This is a genomic window from Priestia sp. FW507-14D1A (assembly GCF_058781295.1).
Genome location: NZ_JBYSWQ010000003.1, coordinates 126,555 through 147,282, shown reverse-complemented (window position 1 = coordinate 147,282; position 20,728 = coordinate 126,555). Strand labels below are relative to the sequence as shown.

The window sequence follows — 20,728 nt, the reverse complement described above, 5'->3', positions numbered from 1 at the left end:
AATCTGTTTACAGACTTTCATCTCTTCTTTTCTTATTTTGATAGAGTGGGTGACGACGCGGTCTGAGATAGTTTTGTTTTTTTGTTTAACATACTATTTATGATCATTCCGATTACAATTATCGTCATACCAGCTAACGCGATCCCTGTTGGCATACGGCCATTTAATAAAAACACTTCGCCAAGAACGGTAAAAATCATGCTGCCCGATTGAGTTGCTTCGACCGCTCCAAGCAAACCTAAATTTTCTTTTGCCAAGTCTGTTGCGTAAAAGAACGTCATCGTAGCAATTACACCTGAACTCATTGCCAAGATGAAGGCTTGAGAAAATTGAGGAGCACTCGGAATACCTGTAGCAAAGAAGCCGTATATTGCATAAATAATGCTTAGCGGAATGCTTCCTAACGCCATTCCCAATACACGTTGGAACGTATCGAGCTTTCCGCTGCATATTTCCATCATTTTTCGGTTTCCAAGCGGATATAAAAATGCAGCGACAACAACAGGTAGAAACCCTAGAATAAACTGCATAGCCGTAATATTTTCTGCTTCTTTTACCTGCATAAGAATCACGCCTACTAAAATAAACGCTGAAACACTAAGCGTTTTTAGCGGAATTTTCCCTCTTACTTTTTTATATCCTTCTGCAATTTGAACTTTTATAAAAAACAACGGAGAAAGAAGAGCTCCTGCTAGAATGGTCACTTGCCACGTTCCCGCCACTAGCCATGATGGTCCGAAAAGTGAGGAAAAACTTAAGAGAGAATAAAAGCCTACTCCTGCAAGTGTACCCCAGCCAAGCCAAGCCCACGGATGTTTTTTCATTTCCTTCCACAGAGGCGTAAATTTCTTTTGCATCAGCACTAAAATGAGTAAAATAGGAATAGCGAATAAAAAGCGGAGGGATGCCGTCCATGCCCAACTCGTTCCAGATACATTCATTGCTCGGTTGACAATAAACGTAGCGGAAAAGAACATGGAAGATAATAGTCCCCATATTATTGCTTTCATTGTTTACCCTCCTTATTAAATATATTATAATATGTTAATCACCTAAAAAAGTTTATCATAATATACATAAGAAAGGAAGGAAGAAATGCATACAGAAGAGATGATTAAAAAAGTAGGCAGTGAATTACGAAAAATCAGGGTGCAAAATCATTTGACGCTGGATGAACTGGCTGAAAAGACAGGAGTCAGCAAACTCACATTAGGAAAAATTGAAAGAGGAGAGACCAATCCTACTTTAGGGGTGATGTGGAAAATAACCACAGGTTTAAATATTCCTTTAACCAAATTAGTGTCAGTAGAATCCTCAGTATCTCTATCTAAGTGCGGAGAGGGGTTTTCTCTCAAAGGACCAGATGAAGCTTGGAAAATTGAGTTTATGTTTCAAAATCAAATGGATTCGACGATTGAAATGTACCGAGCATTTCTTTCACCTCTTGCTACATACTGTCCTGAACCTCATCATAAAGGATTAATTGAAGTAGCAACGGTAATGGAAGGCAGAATTGAAATGAAAATAGAAGAAGAGCTATACGAACTAAAACAATTTGACTCTATAAAATTTGAAGGAAGTCATGTACACTCATACAAAAATCTTGAAGATCGTCCCGCTGTTCTGTATTTACTGCTAAAATATGAGGAATAAAACGGCAGAGCCGCAGTAAAACGAACCATAAAAAATGATTCGTTTTACTGCGGCTCTAATAGCTGTTTATTCATCAGCTTGTTTTGGTAGCTAATATATTTTTTTACTTTAATGATACTTAATGAATATTCTTCAATTAAACGGTGGATAGATTGAACCATACACTCTGGATAATGATGTTTTTTCTGTAAATATACTTTATACTTTCGAATTTGTCTTTCGAAATATAAAATAACTTGTTCAGGCGTTTTCACCAGTAAAGATTGCATGTATTCATTTACTTGCGTTTCAAGAAACGAATAGCGATTCGTGATAAAAAATGTCTTCATCTTATTTTCCTCCCTATATGTTAGTGGTACAAAAAAGAAACCCTTGTGCTAGGATTTCTTTTTTGCTTTTTATTTGAATCAGCTGTGCGCAACTTTTAGGCACTGATACTTGAAATCGAAGACTCTCTATATTTTTTTATTTTGCATTTTATATATGTAGGCGTTTCGCTGAAAAGATTTGCTACATGTGTAATAGCTCCATAATACGTTTTAGCATCCATCATTTCTTTATTCACAATATAGTCATACAGGGATGATTCAATATCATCAACAAAAGCTAAAATGTGACGCTTTTCGAATAGGAGTTGATAAAGTTCATTAATTAAGTATGGGCTTTGATCAAATTTGTCTTGCAGCTGCTCTACTCGGTACTTTGTCATAGGCACTTCACACAAGATAATGTATCGTAACTCTTCTAAAAATAATTTATTCATCTTTCTCACATCCCTATTCTGTTAATAATTATATAATAGCACTATGCCTTCATATTTGGAAGCGTTTTCAATGTATTAATTTTAATATTTTTTTCTTCTCATTTCCTTCCGTTTTTTCTTTTCTTACGTGAATTATCTGTAGTATAGTTCGTTTTACGTAAAGACTCTAGCTAATTGTTAAACTACCTGACATACTTTTTGAAATTTTTATTATTGATGTCAAAAACTCTTACATACCTAAGCGGAAACACCCTAAAAATAACGTCCTATGAGCCGGAATCGTCTGTAATTGTGATAAAATAAAAAATGGAAAATACATCATATAGGAGAGAGGCTATGGAAAAAGATCATATTTCAGAGCTTAAGATTTTAAAAGACATTGCCGAGATTTTAAATGAAGGCACTAATTTACATACAATGCTTCACGATGCTCTTTTAAAATTGCTGCAAATAACAGATTTACAAACAGGCTGGATCTTTTTTATTGACGAAAATGGAAAACATGAGATGATTGCCGCTCAGCATTTGCCGCCGGCTTTATTAAATAAAACCGCTCAGCCTATGTGTAACGGAAGCTGCTGGTGTGTTGATCGGTATATGGATGGCCGGCTTCAAAAAGCGTCTAATATTATGGAGTGCAAGAGACTTGAAGATTCCGTCATTCATGAGTGGGGAGATACACACGACATTACTCATCACGCAACGGTTCCTTTACAAGCAGGGGATGAGCGCTTTGGATTATTAAATGTAGCTGCCCCTCATAAAATTCATTTTGAACAGCGAGAGCTTGATTTATTAGGATCTGTCGCTCTTCAAATTGGCACGGCTATCAAGCGGATTAAGCTGACTCAATCTCAGCAGGAAGTAAAACTTATTGAAGAAAGAAACAGACTGGCCAAAGATCTTCACGATTCTGTTAATCAGCTGTTATTTTCGATTAATGTCACAGCCAAAGCCGGAAGCAGCTTAGCAACAGATGTGCAGTTAAAAGAGACTTTTTCCTTAATCCAAGAAACCGCTCAGCATGCTCAAGTAGAAATGAAAGCATTAATTTGGCAGCTTCGTCCTCAAGGGTTAGAAAACGGCATTGTCAGTGCGTTAAAAAGCTATGGTCAAATGCTAGGGCTTAACGTAAAAGAACAAATTAAAGGAGTGTCTGTTTTGCCTGCTGTGATTGAAGAAACACTGTGGAGAGTCGGGCAAGAAGCTTTTAATAATTGCCGAAAGCATGCGGGTACGGCAGAGGTACATTTAAACGTAAATATAAGCAAAGAACAAGTAATCATGAAAATTCAAGATAGCGGCAATGGATTTATATATAGCGCTTCAGCAGAATTGCCGACGCTTGGGTTAAAAACCATGCAGGAGCGAATAAACAGATTAAATGGCAATCTATCTGTTACAAGCAGCATAGGAAACGGAACGGTTGTGGAAGTATCTATTCCTCTTTCATAACAGAAAGGAGCGCATATGAAAATAAAGATTCTAATCGCAGATGATCACCACGTTGTCCGAAAAGGACTTGTCTTTTTCTTACAGACACAGCCAGACTTAGAAATTGTAGGAGAAGCTTCTAACGGAGAGGAAGCTTTAAAGTTAGCGACATCCCTAGATCCCCATATTGTTTTAATGGATTTATCGATGCCGGTTCTCGACGGAATCGAAGCAACAAAAGAATTAAAAAAACAAGCACCGCATATACAAGTTATGATTTTAACAAGCTTTTCGGATCAAGACCATGTGATACCGGCACTAGAAGCTGGAGCTTCAGGCTATCAGCTAAAAGAAAGTGACCCAGATGAACTTGTAGCCGCTATTCAAAAGCTAATGAACGGAGAAAATCAGCTTCATCCAAAAGTCACCTCACACTTGCTAACACGGTTAACCAAAAGCAGCGAAAAGAAAGTCAATTTTATTGAGCACTTAACGAAACGAGAAAAAGACGTATTAAAAGAAATTGCAAAAGGTAAAAGCAACAAAGAAATCGGTGCGTCCTTACATATTACAGAAAAAACAGTAAAAACACATGTATCTAATATTTTATCAAAGCTCGGTGTTCAAGACCGCACGCAAGCTGCTCTATATGCTGTGCAGCACGGCTTTTCCTAACCTACGACTTTAGTTGTAGGTTTTTCTCTGTGCTTCTCCGTCTATATTGGTAGCTTTCTTTCTATCAATAGCATGACGAAAAAAAGTTCAATCATTCCTATACTATACATATAACCAAACGACAGAGGAGTAGATAAGCATGAACATACTTATTATCAATGGAAGTCCTAGAGAAACAGGTCGAACAACACAAGTGACGAGAGAGCTTCACAACAGTTATCAAAGTTCTTTTTTAGATTTAAGCCAATTATCACTTCCTATATTCACAGGTGTACCTCATCAGTATGAAACAGAAGAAGTACAAGAGCTGATTGAAAAAATAGAAAAAGCAGATGGTATTTTACTTGCGACACCCGAGTACCACGGAGCTATGAGCGGAGCATTAAAAAACGCGTTGGACTTCTTAAACAGTGCGTATTTTGCGCATAAGCCCGTAGCACTTTTAGCAGTATCAGGAGGAGGAAAAGGAGGCATTAACGCTTTAAATAACCTTAGAACCGTTACACGCGCTTTGTACGCGAATGTTCTATCTAAGCAGCTTGTATTAGACCCTGCAGACATCGTGGAAAAAGGGACTTTACGAAAAAATGCAGCTGACGGAATTCATGAATTAGTTAATGAGCTGACTTTGTATACACAAGTGTCTAAGCAAATTTTAGAAGCTAAGCAAAATGTTTGATGAAGGCGCTCTATAAAGATGGGCACTTTCAAGCCGTAGTAGCTGCTAATGTTTTATCCTCTATCGGCTCCGGTATTACGATGCTTGCCATTCCTTTACTGTTAGTTGCATCTCCAGATGGAAATAGACTATTTGGCGCGATTATGCTGATTATGACGGTGATTAGCTTTGTTGCTACCCCGTATATCGGCGTTCTTATTGATCGAATGTCACGAAAGAAACTGCTGTTAACCATAGAATTGATAGGTTTTATCACGGTCATGTTATTTGTAATCGTCGGTTTTGTTACAGACTATTCAACGATTCACTACGTCATTTTGTACGGAACCGGAAACCTTTACTACACGTTTTTTTATCCAACGATTTTCGCTTTAAATCAAGAAGTTTTTTCAAAAGATGCGTTTCAATCATTAAACAGTATCATGGAAATACAAGGTCAGCTATCGAGTATGCTTGCAGGCGCTGTGGCCAGTTTAGTCATTACTCGTTGGTCGCTTCAATGGATTTTAACAATAGATGCAGCTACGTATATAGCTGCATTCCTTTGTCTGTTGAGTATTCCATATAAACAAAGCAGTGAACGAAGCGACAAGAAACACACTGCTATGAAAGAAGGTTTAACATTTATAAAAGAAAATCGCTCGGTCTCTATTTTTTTACTGCTTTCTTTTATGCCTTTCATCGCTGTGATGATGACGAACTATTTATTTCCTATTTATCTGACTCAAGAATTAAACGCAAGTCCAGCAGCATATGGGATTGAAAGTGCTGTATATGGTTTCGGGGCGTTAACAGCAGGGATATTTATCGTATCTATTATGAAAAGAACAGGCACAGAGCTAGCGATTATGCTTAATATAAGCCTTTTTACATTCGGAATATCTATCATCTTCTTTATGAAGCTTCTGCCGGTTTATTTTTCTATTGTGTTTCTTCTTGCTTTTGCAAATGCAGGTACAAGAGTAGCTCGAAATACGTTTATGATGCAGAAAATACCGAATATCATCGTGGGAAGAGTCGACAGCTTTTTTCGCTTTATCACGTTAGGTATTCGAATTTTACTGATTTTCTTCTTTACGTACGTTACGGCTAACGATCGGATAGGACTGGCTTTTTTAGGACTTAGCCTGCTTTTATTATCATCGGCTGGAGCGGGCTGGATACTTTACAAAAGAAAACATCGAAAACAGTCTGCATTGCTTAAGAGTGTTTTATAATGTCTATTGCATGTTATAATAGAGGAATTGACAAATAATGTTCAACGTTTATGACGTTGAACATTATTTGTTCTGAATAGAAATTAAACAGAAACAGCATTGACTGTTATGCGATTGGAAGATTGTGAAGCGATGATAAATAAAACATTAAACAAAGAACAATTAAAAGATTCGTACTCAAGCAGAACGTACTATAGAGGGCACACGTATTACAAGCAGGGACGTGTGCTTGATTTGGAATACAATGAACAGACCACTACGTGGACAGCATCCGTTCGAGGTGCGGAAATGTATACGGTAATGTTTGAACAAAAAGGAAATTCTTTTTATTCATTCTGCGATTGTCCTGCTTATCACGAGTTTTCAGAATGCAAACACGAAGTAGCTGTTTTATTAACCATTTGCGATGAGCGAGCAAAGCCGCAGCCAATTAAAACGAAGCCTTTTCGCCAAAGCAAAGAATACGAGAATGTAAATCACTTTATCGACTTATTTTCAAGCTATCAGCAAACCATAAGCGACCACAGAAAATATGCCGATAAAGATCCGTTGAAAGTAGAATTTATTTGCAAGTCTTACTCAGAAGAATTTTTACGTTCAGAAGGAATGTACGTAGCGCTTGAAATGAAAGTGGGCGTCGACCGGACGTATGTAGTAAAAAACATTCAAGAATTTTTAACAGACGTTAAAGAATTCCAAACTCACGAATTTACCAAGCGCTTCGAATATGACCCGGCGGAACATTTTTTTATAGAAGAAGATAGAAAAATCATTGAGCTGCTGATGGATATTATGACAAATGAATCATTTTATAAAAATTCTTATTCTATGTATCGTTCGTCTGCAAATAACAGAGAACTAATCATTCCCTCCATCATAGCCAAAGAGTTATTTCAATTGCTCAAAGATCGGAACTTTACATTTATTCATGAAGAGTACTCATATGAAAATATTATCTTTGCTGAAAGCTCAGCTCCTTTTTCGTTTCAGTTAAATAAGCACCCGGCAGCTGGATTTGAACTAGACTTTACGGAGCTTCATCAAGCTTCGTTTTTTGATCGATACGGGTGGCTATTTTTAAACGGGACGTTTTATGAGCTATCTCAAGATCAGCGTATGCTTCTTGAAGGGCTTCGAAAAACGGCGCCTTTGAAGCCAGTCGTACCTATAGCAGAAGAGCAGATGGGCAATTTTTTATCACACGTCGTTCCAGGACTAAAAAAAGTGGGAAAAGTGGATATCGCAAAAGAAGTATCCCACCAGATTATTGCGCCTGAACTAAAAGCAAAAGTATTTATTGACGGGGAAGATGAACAGCTGTTTGTGACGCTTCGGTACCACTACGGAGAGATTTCAATTAATCCATTTTTATCTCAACCTGAAAAGTACGATAAAATCTTAATACGCGATTTAGAAAAAGAAGACCGCGTGATGGATTTAATTGAAACAGCTCCTTTAAACATTTATAAAAACCAGCTGTATTTAAATCAAGATGAATCATCTTTATATGAATTTTTGTTTCATATTGTTCCAAAGCTTGATGAAATAGCGGATGTGTATATTACGGATGAGATGAAAGATTATGCTTATACGGATTTTTCTGCGCCAGTAACAACGGTTGATATCAAAAACAGCAATGGATTATTAGAAATTAATTTTGATTTAGGAGACATTAATCATCAGACCGTTCAAGATGTTTTAAAATCTGTTTTAGAAAAGAAAAGCTATCATCGTCTAGATAACGGTGCGTTTATTCCTCTTGAAAACGAAGGCTTTGAGCATATTCAAAATCTGTTTCGTGAGCTAAACGTAACCGAGAAAGACTTAAAGGATAACTCATTGCAAGTACCTTTATACAGAGGAATGCAAGTAGAAGAGATTATGAGTGCGGGTGATAAATCAGCGGCTAAGTTCGGCTCAGCATTTAAAAGATTACTTACACAGCTTAAATCTCCAGAGGAAATGGATTGGGAAGTACCGGAATCCTTGCAGGCATCACTGCGTGATTATCAGTACAATGGGTTTAAGTGGTTTAAATCTCTGGCTCACTACTCTTTAGGAGGCGTGCTGGCTGATGATATGGGGCTTGGAAAAACGCTTCAAAGCATTGCCTATATCTTATCTGAAAAAGAGCTTGATGAAGACAGCAGTGCTTTTTTAATTGTTGTGCCGGCTTCCTTGATTTATAACTGGCGCAACGAATTGGAGAAATTTGCACCGAATTTAACGGTTCAAACCATTACAGGAACGCCGAGCGAGCGTGAGGAGAAGCTAAAACGCACAGCTGACGTATGGATTACATCTTACCCAACGCTGCGTCAAGATATCGATTTGTATCAGCATCTGCATTTTCATGCTTTAATTCTAGATGAGGCTCAAAGTATTAAAAATCATACAACGAAAACAGCAGTAGCTGTTAGGACTATTTCAGCTAAAAAACGTTTTGCGCTGAGCGGTACACCTATTGAAAACTCACTTGATGAGCTTTGGTCAATTTTTCAGACTATTCTTCCTGGCTTATTTCCAGGGCTTCGCCAGTTTAAAAACATGTCATCGGAGCAGGTCAGTCGAATTGTAAGACCATTTTTACTGCGACGAGTAAAAAAGGATGTGTTAAAAGAACTGCCTGATAAAATTGAAACAACTCATTTATCTGAGCTGACTAAAGAACAAAAAGAATTATATGTAGGGTATTTAGAACAGTTAAAATCATCTTTAGCCGGTGAAGATTTTAATAAAAACCGAATGAAGATCTTGGCAGGATTAACAAGACTTCGCCAGATTTGCTGTCATCCGTCTTTATTCGTTGAAAATTATGAAGGGGATTCAAGCAAATTAGAGCAGCTGCTTGAAATTACAAGAAATGCGGTTGCCAATGGAAAACGTTTGTTAATCTTCTCTCAGTTTACAAGCATGCTTCACATTATTCGAGAAGAGCTCCAAAAAGAAAATCTCTCATACTTTTATTTAGACGGTCAAACGCCATCAAAAGAACGAGTGGAAATGGCGGATCGGTTTAATAATGGAGAACAAGACATTTTCTTAATTTCATTAAAAGCCGGAGGCACAGGCTTAAATTTAACGGGAGCCGATACGGTTATTTTATATGACTTATGGTGGAACCCAGCGATTGAAGAACAAGCGGCAGGCCGTGCACACCGCATTGGACAAAAAAATGTGGTGCAGGTCATCAAACTTATTTCTCAAGGAACCATCGAAGAAAAAATTTACGGCTTGCAGCAAAAGAAAAAAGAACTCATCGAACAGGTTATTCAGCCGGGAGAAACAATGCTTTCTAGTTTGACAGAAGAAGAACTTCGAGAACTGCTTAGTATGTAGCAAAGGGTGTGTGTGGAATGAAAAAATGGGCGTTTGTATCAGATTTTGATGGAACAATTTCAAAAAAAGATTTTTACTGGATTGTGATTGAAAAGTATTTTCCAGAAGGTGAAGACCTTTTCCACCGATGGAAAGCAGGAGAAATGAAAGATATTGATTTTTTATCTACTGTTTTTCAATCCATTCACCAAGAAGAACCGAAAATTTTAGAAGAAGTAGCGAATATTCCAATTGATGAATACGTGCCCGCTTTTATTAAAGCTGTTCAGAAAAACGGCGGGGATTTTTATATTTTAAGCGCTGGAACAACGTACTATATTAAACCGATTTTAGATAAATACGGTGTTGAAAAAGTGGAAGTTTATTCAAATGAAGGATATTTCCATCAAAACAACGTTCACTTGCGTTTAGACCCTGCTCACAAATGGCATTCAGAACGCTACGGCATTGATAAATCGGCTGTTATTCAAGAACTAAAGGAATCCTACGAAACGATTTATTTTGCTGGAGACAGCGAGCCGGATTCGCATCCGGCAAAATATGCAGACGTCACATTTGCAAAAGATTCTTTGCAAGATTTACTGCGCGAACAAAACGTTTCATTTGTTCCAGTCGAGACATTTGAAGATATTGAGCAATATTTAATACAACACAAAGTGATAAGAAAAAGATAAAAACAGCGGTATTATTTGATTACTTCAAATAATACCGCTGTTCCTATTCCGCCTCCGCTTCCTAAAGCCGCTATGACATATCGCACGTCACGGCGCTTGCTTTCATAAAAAAGACGCGTAGCTAAAATAGCTCCCGATGCTCCGTAAGGGTGTCCTAGGGTCAATGCTCCTCCGCGAATATTCACTTTCTCTTCTGATATTCCCAGTTCTTGCATGCAAGCGACAACTTTAACAGCAAATGCTTCATTGATTTCAAATAAGTCAATATCATCTACCGTAAGAGAATTTCGGTTCAAGATATTTTTAATCGCAGAAATGGGTGCAATAGCAGGGTAAAGAGGTGACACTCCTGAAATATCAGCGTCAATAAAACGTAAAACGGGCTGAAAGCCTAAAGCGCGTGCTTTTTGCTCTTCCATCACAAGCGCAATGCAGGCTCCGTCGTTAATTCCACAGCTGTTGGCTGCAGTGACGGTGCCTTCTTTTTTTAAAAAGACGGGGCTGGCTTTTTGCAGCAGCTTTGTTAGGTTTCGTTTTTTCATAAATGCTTCATCGTGCATCACGTTTGGAAGAGGAAGCGTTTCTTCTTCAAACAACCTTTTTTCAAAAGCCTCCCAGCTTCTTTCATGACTTAAAAGAGCATATCTGTCCTGTTGATCTTTAGATATACTGCATCGCTGAGCTACGTTTTCTGCTGCGATCCCCATGTCAGGGTCACCAATTTTATCAGGAGAAAAACGTGCTCTTTTTTTAAAAGGAGAAGTACTTGTACTTTCAACGCCTCCAGCTAAATAACACGTTCCAGCGCCTGCTTTTATCAAATAGCTGGCCATTCGAATGGCCTCTAAGCCAGCTCCGCACTGACGATCAATGGTCATTCCCGGGATAGAAAAAGAGAGGTCTGCTTCTAAAGCGGACAGCCTAGCTACGTTTCCTCCTGGACCTACAACATTCCCTAAAATAACGTCATCAATTTCATGTTCAATTCCAGCGCTAAGATGTTTTAATAAAGGAGCCGTTAGCTCTTGAACATGAAAATCTTTCAGTAGACCGTTTTCTTTTCCAATGACCGTACGCTTCGCTTTTACAATTGCTGCTTGATAGATAAGTCATCACTTCCTTACATAGAAGCCGTGTTAGAACGGCCAGGTACCGCTACTGCTTTTCGAACTTTTGTAATTAGATAAGCCGCGACCACTGCTTTTATACAGTCACCTGGAAGGTAAACGAAGCTTAGCTGAAGAGATTTTAGAAATGGAATGTGAAGCTGTAGTGCCTGTACAGGAATGCCGCATGCATATACCAACCCAATCCCAAATAACACATTTACGGCAAATGCTTTTGCAACCGTTACATTTTTTAATCGTGACAGCGTCCAGCCAATAAAGAAAGCTGCAAACACATAGCCAATGATATACCCAGCACTCGGACTCAAAAATACCCCGATTCCTCCGCGTCCTCCAGCAAGTAAAGGAACGCCAGCTGCTAGCAAACATAAAAAAAGAAATTGACTTAAAGCTCCTAACCTAGCTCCAAGAATTCCTCCCGATAGCATAACACCCATAGGCTGAAGAGTAATTGGAACGGGTGTAAAAGATAAAAAAATAGGAGGGACGAGTCCTAGAGCTCCCATTATAGCCGTGAATAATGCAACGTACGTCATATCTTTTGTTTTCATCGTAAACCTCCGCTATGTATGATAAAACATGACTATCGTATCTTATAAAACTAAAATTAGTCAACTTAATTTTTATATAAGTTTACATTTTTATTTTCTCAAACCCGTATTTACGGTACACTAAAAGTAAAAGAAAAAGGGAGTTTAATCAGTAATGAAACGAATTGAAGAACTAATTTTTTATCAGTGTCAACAAACGCCTGGCAAACTGGCACTATCGGATTCTATTAATAAGCTAAGCTACGGTCAAATGTGGGATCATGTATGCAAAGCCGAAAATCAGCTGAAAGAAAAAGGGATGGAAAAAGGAGAGCTCGTTGCGTTAAGTATGCCAAACAATGCAGATGCTGTTGTGTCATTTTTAGCGATTTTAAAAGCGGGCGGAATTGTGATGCTTTTACATAATGAGCTAACAGAGGCTGAAGTAGATACCTATTTTTCTATTCAATCCCCGAATTGGCTATGGAAAACATCTTCTTTAACTAACATAACAAAAGAAAAACCAATCCTGCCCGTACGGCAAGTGAATGCACTGTCCGATTTATTTTTATTTGGATTTACCTCTGGATCAACAGGGAGACCAAAAGGGTTTGTAAAATCGCATTATTCTTGGTCTTCATCATTTCAAGAGTGGTCGGATATATTTTCTTTAGAGCAACACGACAACGTGCTTGTTCCTTTACATATCTCGTATTCTGCCCAGCTTTACCCAGTTTTGCATGCGCTTTGCAGCGGTATGCACGCTATCATGCTAGAAGCGTTTACACCTTCGGCTGTTTTTAACAAGGAAGCTAGCTGTATGTCTATTACACCTGCATTAATTTCTCCATTGCTTCGTTATGTACAAAGCAGACCAAAAGAAAAACGACTTCTGCCAAAAACCGTGATTTCAGTAGGCAATAAATTATCTCCTTCCGTTCGAAAGAAATTTTCACAAGCATTTCCTAATGCCTATCTGTATGAATATTACGGATCTTCCGAAATGGGATTTGTTACGGTGCTTTCACCACATACAGCTGAAACGATGCCTAATACGGTAGGCTATCCTGTTAACAGTGTAGACGTTTTAATCCTGAATAAACGTGGAAAAGAAGTAGAAAAAGGAGAGAAAGGAACACTATTCGTGAAAACAAATCAAGCATTTGAAGGATTTGTTAAGGACAGCGAAGAAACGAACCGCTCGTTTTTTAATGGATATGTTACGTCGCACGATATTGCGATTCAGCTTCAAGACGGAAGCATTACCATCGTAGGAAGAGACAAAAATGTAATCAAAAGCAGTGGAAGTCTAGTGTATGCCGAAGAAATTGAAGAGCTGCTTTTACAAATACCGGGCGTTAGCGAAGCAGCCGTTTTTAGCGTAGCAGATGCTGAACGTTCAGAAGTAGTAGGTGCAGCAATTGTTTTAGAGAACATTTCTCTTTCTGATGTGAGACAAGCGCTGACACAACGAGTATCCGCTTATAAAATCCCGCGCGTATGGAGAGTTTTAACGTCCTTTCCCCGAATGAAAAATGGTAAAATTGATAAAGCAACGATATACAGCTACTTTACAGAGAAAGAAGGGAAGACATATGATTTCATTTGAACCCGTTACAGCTGACACGATGTATATTGTGTCAGAGATTATCAATTCAAACGAAGCTTATAACGTGTTAGAAAACGGCAAGAAAGAGCGGAGGGAAGAGGAGCTTTTTAAAGAATATATGAATGAAAAAACAGACAGTTATTTTATAAAAGCCGACGATACATACGTAGGGGTTATCGATTACATGAAACAAAACCCTAACGATGACCATCCGTGGATTGGACCTTTTATCATTCATAGTGCCTACCACAATTTCAGTTTCGGAACGCAGGCGTATCTAGCGTTTGAAGACAAGCTAAAAGAAGAAGGAGTTTCCGTTCTTCGCCTTGGCGTTCTGTCTCAAAATCCTAGAGCCAAGCTGTTTTGGGAGGGCCTTGGTTTTACACAGTATGCCACTAAGCCGCTGCATCATAATCAAGTTAACTGTTTGGAAAAAGAGCTGTAAGAAAATCCGTGGGTTTATCCGCGGATTTTTTATTGTACATTAAATGGTCAAAAGAAAGAAAATATAGTAACCACTTTATTATTATCAGAGCCTTATGCTCCTGTTGAAGACAACGTAAGCCTTCTATTCGACGTGGCTTGAAGGATCTTGCAATTGTACTCAATTTTAGCAGAAGAAAAGAAGCTGGTTTTAATATAAAATTAACTATTTAAACTGTTTAGCAGATGCATAAAAAACTGCTTTTTTATGCATTCTTTCTTCATCTATTTCTCTGATAAAGCCTTTCATATCAAGGATGTATAAAAAGCTGCCTACCATATATACTTTTCTGCCTAAGAACCCTTACTCCCAAAAGGGTTCTTTTTTGTGGTATGTTCGAGAAGATGTATTATGTAAACTAGAAATGTATATGATATACATCCTTAAATTCTATTTTGATTGTATGTTACAATGTAATTATAAGGAAAAATAGGTGTATATAAATATGTTAACTGCAGTAGTTTTAACTATTCCAACTTTATCTTTGGCTTGGATTGTAGGACGAAGAGAGCAGCAACGCGAAAAATAATTGATTAGAAGAAAAAGCATTTGAGGTGATTTATATGCAAAGACAACAAGGTATTACTGTACTTTTACTAATGTTAGGAATGGCATCTATTTCTTTAGGGATGGCCCTAAAAAATGTATTTGAGTACTCTCCTGTTGTAGGATGGCTTTTAGGAACTCTAACATTGATAGTTAATTCTATTTATACAGGTAAAAATATAAAAAAGAAAAGCAATACATAATTAAATTTAGAAGTGCTTGGATAACAATTATCCAAGCACTTTTTGTTCCGATAATTTTGATTATGGTAACTAGATATTTATATCACATACAAAGAATTTACTTAGAAAAATGTTAAAATGAAAATTAAAAACCACGGAGAAAAATATATGAACGATGATATTCTACATTCATTTTTAGAAAAACATTTTGAAAGACTGATTTTGAGCCCTGCCTTATTTTATTCTTGGAAGAATAGTATTCGATTTGAAATATCAAATCCTTTAATACCTTATTACAAAAAGGAACATTTAGAGCAAGCATTTTATCGTTCAATTAGATTATTTGAAGCAGTATTTGGAGAAGAAGATGAGATTTTTCTTGTTACAGATGTACACGCTATAAAAAAAGATATCTTCCTTCAAAAAAGGCCTTTAAATGTATACTTAAAATACATAAAAGATAAAGAAAAGCTATACCAATTAAGTCATCAGCTTCTACCAAGTGTATTTGATGAAGCAGATGATCAATCTGTCACTCATCGATTTGCCCTTTCTTGTAAGAAACCAGAACTAAAATATGTACAACTCTTAAAAGCTATTTGTTATGAAGACTTTGCTCATCCATCTAACATACTTAAAAGCAATCCACAAAGTGGTTATGATATTTATTTTATTAATCTTTCCAAAGAAATCATTTTTCATTTGTATGATGATCGAGGTTGTGATGTATTAGCCTCTAATAAAGAATCTATAAAGTTTCTTTATGAAGAATATAATCATTGGATTTTAGAGTATGACCGAGAAGAAATTGACCTTTTATTTAAATAAAAACACTATTAATAAGCTAACGATTATACTTTTTAGAGTACCGATAAAAGGTTTTATGTTAGCAGTTATAAAATCAAAAAGGGGTGCCGTTAGTTCTTTTCCTTTAAGAACTAACGGCACCCCTTTTTTAAGACCAGCATGTAACGTTTATTTTCAGATTCTTTATAAAAGTTATCTTTTCATAAGTATTTCTTAAGAATTGTTAAGGTTTTTCCTCGTATCGTATTAAGATTTTAGCATTAAACTACTGCTTATAACCTATCACCTGAAGAAACGAGGAGAAATAAATGAATGCCATGCATTTCATTCAAGAATATATGAGACACCCGCGTGCAGTTGGAGCTATTATGCCGAGCTCTAAATCATTAGCTAAGAAAATGATGAAGCCTATACCATTTGAGGAAATAACGTGTATCATTGAATATGGTCCAGGAACAGGCGTATTTACAGAAGAAATTGTTCAAAATAAACGGAAACACACCATTTTCTTAGCGATAGAAGCCAATGAAACATTCTATAACATATTAAAGAAGAAATATGGACATATCGAGAATGTGTACATTATTCATGACTCTGCTGAGAATATAAGTGACTATTTAAAACAATATGGCATTGAAAAAGTAGACTATATCGTATCTGGATTGCCTTTCACAAGCTTACCAGGAACTATTTCTACACAGATTTTACATGAGACAGGATCTTTGTTAGGAGCAGAAGGCAAGTTCATTACATTCCAGTATTCGAAAGTAAAACGCTCTTTCTTTGAATCCTTTTTTACTACGATTCAGTATGAAAAAGTGTATAGAAATGTTCCACCAGCTTATGTATTCGTATGTAATAACTAATCCTACTCCTGTTCTCTAGTTTATATTGAATTTAAGAATAGAAAGAGTGAAGAAACATGTCAGAAAGAACCATCCTTATTGTCGACGATGAAGACGAAATCAGAAATCTTATGTCCATTTATTTAAAAAATGAAGGATATCAAGTAGTAGATGTACCGGATGCTGCAACAGCTATGGATATGTTAAAAAAACAAAAAATTGATCTGATTATTCTAGATGTGATGATGCCCGGGATGAATGGGATAGATACTTGCTTAAAAATCAGAGAAGAATATACCATGCCCATTATTTTTTTATCAGCTAAATCAGAAGACATGGATAAAATTCACGGTCTGGCTAGTGGAGCAGAAGACTATGTTACAAAGCCCTTTAACCCATTAGAACTGATGGCGCGTGTGAAATCTCAACTTCGTCGATACTATATGGCCCCTGAAAGAGAGGTTTCTTCCCACTTCTTAGAAAAGGGAGACTTAAAAGTGGACGGAAGAACAACTGAAGTGTTTGTAAGAGATCGAGAGGTGCGTCTAACTCCTAAAGAATTTCAAATTCTCTCTTTATTACTTCAGCATCAAGGACAAGTATTTAGTATTCAACAGATTTATGAAACTGTATGGAAAGAACCCTTTTATAAGTCGGATAATACGATTATGGTCCATATGACAAAAATCAGAGACAAGATAGAAGAAAATCCTAAAAAACCAATCTATATTCAGACAGTATGGGGCGTAGGCTATAAAGCATGAAAACAAAAAATAATGCAGATAAGATTGGACGCCCATCAGTCAATTTGAACACAAAGTTATTCCTTATCTTTATTCTCTCCTTGGTCATATCTATTTTTAGCTTTTTTCTTTTCATCCTTATCAATCCTCAATTTGGGGATATTCGTAACCAACAAATAGAGCAACAAAAAGAGGAAGAGACCATTAGAAAGCTCCTTGCCCAACTCACTCATTCCTTGGAAGAGAAGCACATGAGTTTAGACGATATAGATCACATTGCTTCAACGCTAAATCCTATAGCGGATGCTCATCCTAATTTAGGGTTCTTAGTAGCAAATGGCAAAGGAGACGTTCTTTTTCATTCAAATAACCAAAAGATAAAAAATACCAACATACAATATTTACTTAAACAAAAGCTTGCAGATGAATCCACGGGCAATGAATCATTTAATACACATTATTCTTCTTTTATATCGCTTCTTTCCCTTCAAGGTGATATCGGATACCTCATTATTGAAGGACCTTCTTTTGATCCTATTTTTAGTCCGAATAGATATATTTATCAAGTCTATATGGGACTTGGAGGTAGTGTACTCATCTTTTTTGTCTTGTTTCTATTATGGACAAGGCCTATTACACGGTATATTAAGCAGATTGAAGAGGGAATCAACAGAATTGTGAACAAAGATTGGACGTATTCCATTCCCGTGAAAGGTAAAAATGAACTGTCATTCTTAGCTAAAAACATCAATTGGATGACCGAACAAATGAGGAAAAGGTTTGAAAAAGAACGTAAAGTTGAACAAGCAAAAAATGAATTAATTACGAATCTCTCGCATGATTTACGAACTCCACTGACCTCTATTATTGGATATCTGACACTCGTGAAAGATAAACAGTATAAAAATAGTGAGGAGCTAGAAAAATACATTCAAACTACCTACGGCATTTCATTCAAATTGAAAAATTTATTGGATGAACTATTCGAATATACAAAGTTGTCTTTACCTGACGTAGACATGCAATTTCAAGAAGTTGACTTAGGTGGGGTGTTATATCAGCTTGTAGGAGAGTATACCCCTATGTTTGAAAATCGTGGGCTCTCTGTAAAAGTAGAGATTCCCGATGATGCTGTTTTTATCTCCCTAGATATTGAGAAAATGATTCGCGTTTTCGATAATTTACTCTCGAATGCTGAGAAATACAGCCACGAAAGTGGAGATATTGAGATAGACCTCTATACTAACGACAAGCAAGTTATTACACGTATTTCTAATACTACAGATCAAATTAATTCAGAGGAATTAAGTTATCTGTTTGATAAGTTTTATCGAATGGATAAAGCACGTTCTAGCGAAGTGGCAGGATCGGGCATTGGTCTTTCCATTGCCAAACGAATTGTCGAACTTCATCAAGGAGAAATATGGGCAGAAAGTGAGAAAGAAAAGATAACGATGTATGTTGCGTTGCCTTTTCCTCATGATAAAGAAGAGAAAGAAATTATTTATGAAGATTTATGAACTAATTAGATTAGCAGTAGAAATGATGTTTACACCAATTTCTGATAATGTTCTCATGCTAACTTTTTATGAAAAAACACCTTCGAGTGATTACCTGGTAATCACTCGAAGGTGTTTTTAATTATTTTACTAAAACCGTTGTATTCGCCGGAATCACAAGCTGATTCTTGACTTTTTTAGCACCTTTTTCACTAGCAAAAATCAATTTACCTTTCGCCGCTACAGATACTTTTACAGGTTGATTTGAAATATTATGATACACGCTAATCGAGTTGCCTTTATACGTACGGCTATAAGCAACAACTTCTTTACTGTCTACTGAAATAGATTGAAGCGTTCCTTTTACTAACTCTTCATGCTGCTGACGCACGCGAATCATTTCACGATAATGATTTAACAAAGAATCCTTTTGTTTGGTTTGTGCTTCTACAGATACGCCGTTGCCGCCTTTATTGTATACAGGTGTTTCCCAGCTAGTTTGTCCAAGTCCGTTTCCTTCGTACCAGCGGAACGGTTCACGGATTAATTCATCAGGCTTTTCACCAGTCATGCCGATTTCTTCACCGTAATAAATATAAGGGTTGCCAGGAAGCGTAAGTAAGATAGAAGCAGCTGATTTTGCTTTGTTCACATCGCCGCTCAGCTCACTCATGACGCGGTTTTGGTCATGGTTAGTTAAGAAAATGCCGTCAATTTTATTTGGATTGTAAGATTTAAAAAGCTCATCCGTTGCCGCTGCTGCAGTGGCGATTCCTTGGTCATTTCCTGCTTTTACAGAGCTGACAATTTTTCCTGCTAAATCAAAGTTAAATAGGGAATCAAGCGATTGATAATAAGGAGCTACTACTTCCGGCTGATCCCATACTTCACCCGTTAGATATACGTTAGGGTTTTCTTTTTTCATTGCATCTCTAAACTCATTCCACCACAGGAGATTTTTCTTAGCACCTTCAGGAGTTTGACCTTTAAAGATATGAAGGGCAGCATCTAAGCGGAAGCCATCAACGCCTTGCTTTAGCCAAAACTTTCCGACGTTAATCATTTCTTTTCTTACTTCAGGGTTATCGTAATTTAAGTCAGGCATTCCTTCCCAGAACGTTCCGTAAAAATACTCTCCGTTTGGAGCTTTATGCCATACTTGCTGTCCCCAAGATCCTTTTTCATTTAAATCGGTATTTTTATCAGCCCAAATATAGTAATCTCTGTACTTGCTGTTTTTATCTTTTAGTGCAGCTTGAAACCAAGGGTGTTCACTGCTCGTATGATTCACAACAAGGTCCATAATAACTTTTACGTCTCGTTTATCTGCTTCTTTCATCAGTTTGCGGAAATCTTGCAGACTTCCGTACTGAGGATCAATGTTATAATAGTCCGTTACATCATATTTATGATAGCTAGGAGAAGGGTTTACCGGCATCATCCAAATCCCGTTTACTTGAAGATCATTCTTTGTATGAGAATTGCCGTCATTTAAATAATCCAACTTTTGTGTCAGACCTTTTAAATCACCATGTCCATCTTTATTTGCATCGTAAAAAGAGTTTACATACACCTCATAAAAGACACCGTTTTTATCTGCTGTTGGAGCTTTACCTTTATGTACGGTTTCAGCGTGAACGCCTGTGGATAAGCTAGCAGCCAGCGGCAGTGTTAGAGCTAAAGCTGTCCATTTTTTCCCTTTCATCGTTTCATCCCCTTTTTTGCAATCGTTTGCATAAATTGACTACAATTGAAATATAGCACCTATTTGAAAACGATTACAACGAAAATTTCATTTTGATTATTTTGAACTAGTAATTATTCTGACAACCTAGTTATTTACTGTGTCCAATGACATTGAGCGGCTGCGTTATATTAAGGCTATAGATAGAAAACATCAATAAAATAAGGTAGTATTATCC

The 20,728-nt window shown here is 37.0% G+C and carries 20 protein-coding genes; 14 read left to right on the top strand and 6 right to left on the bottom strand.

Going from position 1 to position 20,728, the window contains the following annotated elements; genetic code table 11:
• Positions 1 to 32: 32 nt before the first annotated feature.
• Positions 33 to 1,010, bottom strand: coding sequence for a DMT family transporter (locus AC3WJG_RS14290; RefSeq protein WP_337134348.1), 978 nt, complete (start codon positions 1,008 to 1,010; stop codon positions 33 to 35).
• A gap of 85 nt (positions 1,011 to 1,095) precedes the next feature.
• Between AC3WJG_RS14290 and AC3WJG_RS14285 the strand changes: the two genes are divergently transcribed.
• Complete coding sequence (locus AC3WJG_RS14285) at positions 1,096 to 1,653, top strand: helix-turn-helix domain-containing protein (protein WP_337134347.1); 558 nt, start codon at positions 1,096 to 1,098, stop codon at positions 1,651 to 1,653.
• 44 nt (positions 1,654 to 1,697) lie between these two features.
• Here the strand turns inward: AC3WJG_RS14285 and AC3WJG_RS14280 are convergent, their stop codons facing one another.
• Both AC3WJG_RS14280 and AC3WJG_RS14275 read right to left on the bottom strand, forming a co-directional pair.
• Positions 1,698 to 1,982, bottom strand: coding sequence for a hypothetical protein (locus AC3WJG_RS14280; protein ID WP_028408390.1), 285 nt, complete (start codon positions 1,980 to 1,982; stop codon positions 1,698 to 1,700).
• A gap of 95 nt (positions 1,983 to 2,077) precedes the next feature.
• Entirely contained in the window at positions 2,078 to 2,416 is a 339-nt protein-coding gene (locus tag AC3WJG_RS14275) for a hypothetical protein (protein ID WP_013083324.1), read from the bottom strand.
• A gap of 336 nt (positions 2,417 to 2,752) precedes the next feature.
• Between AC3WJG_RS14275 and AC3WJG_RS14270 the strand changes: the two genes are divergently transcribed.
• From AC3WJG_RS14270 to AC3WJG_RS14245, 6 genes are all read left to right on the top strand, one after another.
• Positions 2,753 to 3,871, top strand: a complete 1,119-nt coding sequence (locus tag AC3WJG_RS14270) for a GAF domain-containing sensor histidine kinase (RefSeq protein WP_028408392.1) — start codon at positions 2,753 to 2,755, stop codon at positions 3,869 to 3,871.
• A gap of 15 nt (positions 3,872 to 3,886) precedes the next feature.
• A complete protein-coding gene (locus AC3WJG_RS14265; RefSeq protein ID WP_098578730.1) occupies positions 3,887 to 4,525 on the top strand; it encodes a response regulator in 639 nt (212 codons plus the stop codon).
• 139 nt (positions 4,526 to 4,664) lie between these two features.
• Positions 4,665 to 5,204, top strand: coding sequence for an NADPH-dependent FMN reductase (locus tag AC3WJG_RS14260; protein WP_098249624.1), 540 nt, complete (start codon positions 4,665 to 4,667; stop codon positions 5,202 to 5,204).
• Positions 5,204 to 6,421, top strand: a complete 1,218-nt coding sequence (locus tag AC3WJG_RS14255) for an MFS transporter (protein WP_337134346.1) — start codon at positions 5,204 to 5,206, stop codon at positions 6,419 to 6,421. The genes AC3WJG_RS14260 and AC3WJG_RS14255 overlap by 1 nt, the downstream gene beginning before the upstream one ends.
• Before the next feature lie 132 nt (positions 6,422 to 6,553).
• Positions 6,554 to 9,760, top strand: coding sequence for an SNF2 helicase associated domain-containing protein (locus AC3WJG_RS14250; protein ID WP_492588333.1), 3,207 nt, complete (start codon positions 6,554 to 6,556; stop codon positions 9,758 to 9,760).
• Between the two features lie 17 nt (positions 9,761 to 9,777).
• Entirely contained in the window at positions 9,778 to 10,434 is a 657-nt protein-coding gene (locus AC3WJG_RS14245) for an MtnX-like HAD-IB family phosphatase (RefSeq protein ID WP_337134345.1), read from the top strand.
• A gap of 11 nt (positions 10,435 to 10,445) precedes the next feature.
• Here AC3WJG_RS14245 and AC3WJG_RS14240 read toward each other — a convergent pair whose 3' ends face one another.
• Together AC3WJG_RS14240 and AC3WJG_RS14235 are read right to left on the bottom strand one after the other, a co-directional pair.
• Positions 10,446 to 11,540, bottom strand: coding sequence for an acetyl-CoA C-acyltransferase (locus tag AC3WJG_RS14240; RefSeq protein ID WP_337134413.1), 1,095 nt, complete (start codon positions 11,538 to 11,540; stop codon positions 10,446 to 10,448).
• Between the two features lie 14 nt (positions 11,541 to 11,554).
• Positions 11,555 to 12,112 carry a biotin transporter BioY gene (locus AC3WJG_RS14235; RefSeq protein ID WP_028408399.1) on the bottom strand — a complete coding sequence of 186 codons (558 nt, stop codon included), beginning with the start codon at positions 12,110 to 12,112 and terminating at the stop codon, positions 11,555 to 11,557.
• A 154-nt stretch (positions 12,113 to 12,266) separates the two neighbouring features.
• On the opposite strand from AC3WJG_RS14235, the gene AC3WJG_RS14230 reads away from it, so the two are divergent.
• From AC3WJG_RS14230 to AC3WJG_RS14200, 7 genes are all read left to right on the top strand, one after another.
• On the top strand, positions 12,267 to 13,700 hold the full coding sequence (locus tag AC3WJG_RS14230) for a class I adenylate-forming enzyme family protein (RefSeq protein WP_337134344.1): 1,434 nt from the start codon (positions 12,267 to 12,269) through the stop codon (positions 13,698 to 13,700).
• Positions 13,687 to 14,145 carry a GNAT family N-acetyltransferase gene (locus tag AC3WJG_RS14225; protein ID WP_492588331.1) on the top strand — a complete coding sequence of 153 codons (459 nt, stop codon included), beginning with the start codon at positions 13,687 to 13,689 and terminating at the stop codon, positions 14,143 to 14,145. Before AC3WJG_RS14230 ends, AC3WJG_RS14225 begins: the two co-directional genes overlap by 14 nt.
• Positions 14,146 to 14,747: 602 nt before the next feature.
• Positions 14,748 to 14,933, top strand: coding sequence for a hypothetical protein (locus AC3WJG_RS14220; RefSeq protein WP_098967603.1), 186 nt, complete (start codon positions 14,748 to 14,750; stop codon positions 14,931 to 14,933).
• Positions 14,934 to 15,080: 147 nt separating this feature from the next.
• The gene (locus AC3WJG_RS14215; RefSeq protein WP_337134342.1) at positions 15,081 to 15,740 is read left to right on the top strand and encodes a DUF3885 domain-containing protein; all 660 of its coding nucleotides are present in this window, start codon (positions 15,081 to 15,083) and stop codon (positions 15,738 to 15,740) included.
• A gap of 287 nt (positions 15,741 to 16,027) precedes the next feature.
• Positions 16,028 to 16,585, top strand: coding sequence for a class I SAM-dependent methyltransferase (locus AC3WJG_RS14210; protein WP_098432893.1), 558 nt, complete (start codon positions 16,028 to 16,030; stop codon positions 16,583 to 16,585).
• A 56-nt stretch (positions 16,586 to 16,641) separates the two neighbouring features.
• A complete protein-coding gene (locus tag AC3WJG_RS14205; RefSeq protein ID WP_098432892.1) occupies positions 16,642 to 17,328 on the top strand; it encodes a response regulator transcription factor in 687 nt (228 codons plus the stop codon).
• Positions 17,325 to 18,827 (top strand): sensor histidine kinase, encoded by a 1,503-nt coding sequence (locus AC3WJG_RS14200; RefSeq protein WP_337134341.1) that lies wholly within the window; start codon positions 17,325 to 17,327, stop codon positions 18,825 to 18,827. The genes AC3WJG_RS14205 and AC3WJG_RS14200 overlap by 4 nt, the downstream gene beginning before the upstream one ends.
• Positions 18,828 to 18,948: 121 nt before the next feature.
• Here the strand turns inward: AC3WJG_RS14200 and AC3WJG_RS14195 are convergent, their stop codons facing one another.
• On the bottom strand, positions 18,949 to 20,511 hold the full coding sequence (locus tag AC3WJG_RS14195) for an alpha-amylase family glycosyl hydrolase (protein WP_136789231.1): 1,563 nt from the start codon (positions 20,509 to 20,511) through the stop codon (positions 18,949 to 18,951).
• Between the last annotated feature and the right edge of the window lie 217 nt (positions 20,512 to 20,728).

Coding starts and splice junctions, on each gene's coding strand:
- AC3WJG_RS14245 (WP_337134345.1), top strand. CDS start 9,778: ATGAAAAAATGGGCGTTTGTATCAGATTTTGATGGAACAATTTCAAAA.
- AC3WJG_RS14220 (WP_098967603.1), top strand. CDS start 14,748: ATGCAAAGACAACAAGGTATTACTGTACTTTTACTAATGTTAGGAATG.
- AC3WJG_RS14215 (WP_337134342.1), top strand. CDS start 15,081: ATGAACGATGATATTCTACATTCATTTTTAGAAAAACATTTTGAAAGA.
- AC3WJG_RS14270 (WP_028408392.1), top strand. CDS start 2,753: ATGGAAAAAGATCATATTTCAGAGCTTAAGATTTTAAAAGACATTGCC.
- AC3WJG_RS14205 (WP_098432892.1), top strand. CDS start 16,642: ATGTCAGAAAGAACCATCCTTATTGTCGACGATGAAGACGAAATCAGA.
- AC3WJG_RS14250 (WP_492588333.1), top strand. CDS start 6,554: ATGATAAATAAAACATTAAACAAAGAACAATTAAAAGATTCGTACTCA.
- AC3WJG_RS14225 (WP_492588331.1), top strand. CDS start 13,687: ATGATTTCATTTGAACCCGTTACAGCTGACACGATGTATATTGTGTCA.
- AC3WJG_RS14200 (WP_337134341.1), top strand. CDS start 17,325: ATGAAAACAAAAAATAATGCAGATAAGATTGGACGCCCATCAGTCAAT.
- AC3WJG_RS14195 (WP_136789231.1), bottom strand. CDS start 20,511: ATGAAAGGGAAAAAATGGACAGCTTTAGCTCTAACACTGCCGCTGGCT.
- AC3WJG_RS14230 (WP_337134344.1), top strand. CDS start 12,267: ATGAAACGAATTGAAGAACTAATTTTTTATCAGTGTCAACAAACGCCT.
- AC3WJG_RS14265 (WP_098578730.1), top strand. CDS start 3,887: ATGAAAATAAAGATTCTAATCGCAGATGATCACCACGTTGTCCGAAAA.
- AC3WJG_RS14280 (WP_028408390.1), bottom strand. CDS start 1,982: ATGAAGACATTTTTTATCACGAATCGCTATTCGTTTCTTGAAACGCAA.
- AC3WJG_RS14260 (WP_098249624.1), top strand. CDS start 4,665: ATGAACATACTTATTATCAATGGAAGTCCTAGAGAAACAGGTCGAACA.
- AC3WJG_RS14275 (WP_013083324.1), bottom strand. CDS start 2,416: ATGAATAAATTATTTTTAGAAGAGTTACGATACATTATCTTGTGTGAA.
- AC3WJG_RS14255 (WP_337134346.1), top strand. CDS start 5,204: ATGAAGGCGCTCTATAAAGATGGGCACTTTCAAGCCGTAGTAGCTGCT.
- AC3WJG_RS14235 (WP_028408399.1), bottom strand. CDS start 12,112: ATGAAAACAAAAGATATGACGTACGTTGCATTATTCACGGCTATAATG.
- AC3WJG_RS14290 (WP_337134348.1), bottom strand. CDS start 1,010: ATGAAAGCAATAATATGGGGACTATTATCTTCCATGTTCTTTTCCGCT.
- AC3WJG_RS14285 (WP_337134347.1), top strand. CDS start 1,096: ATGCATACAGAAGAGATGATTAAAAAAGTAGGCAGTGAATTACGAAAA.
- AC3WJG_RS14210 (WP_098432893.1), top strand. CDS start 16,028: ATGAATGCCATGCATTTCATTCAAGAATATATGAGACACCCGCGTGCA.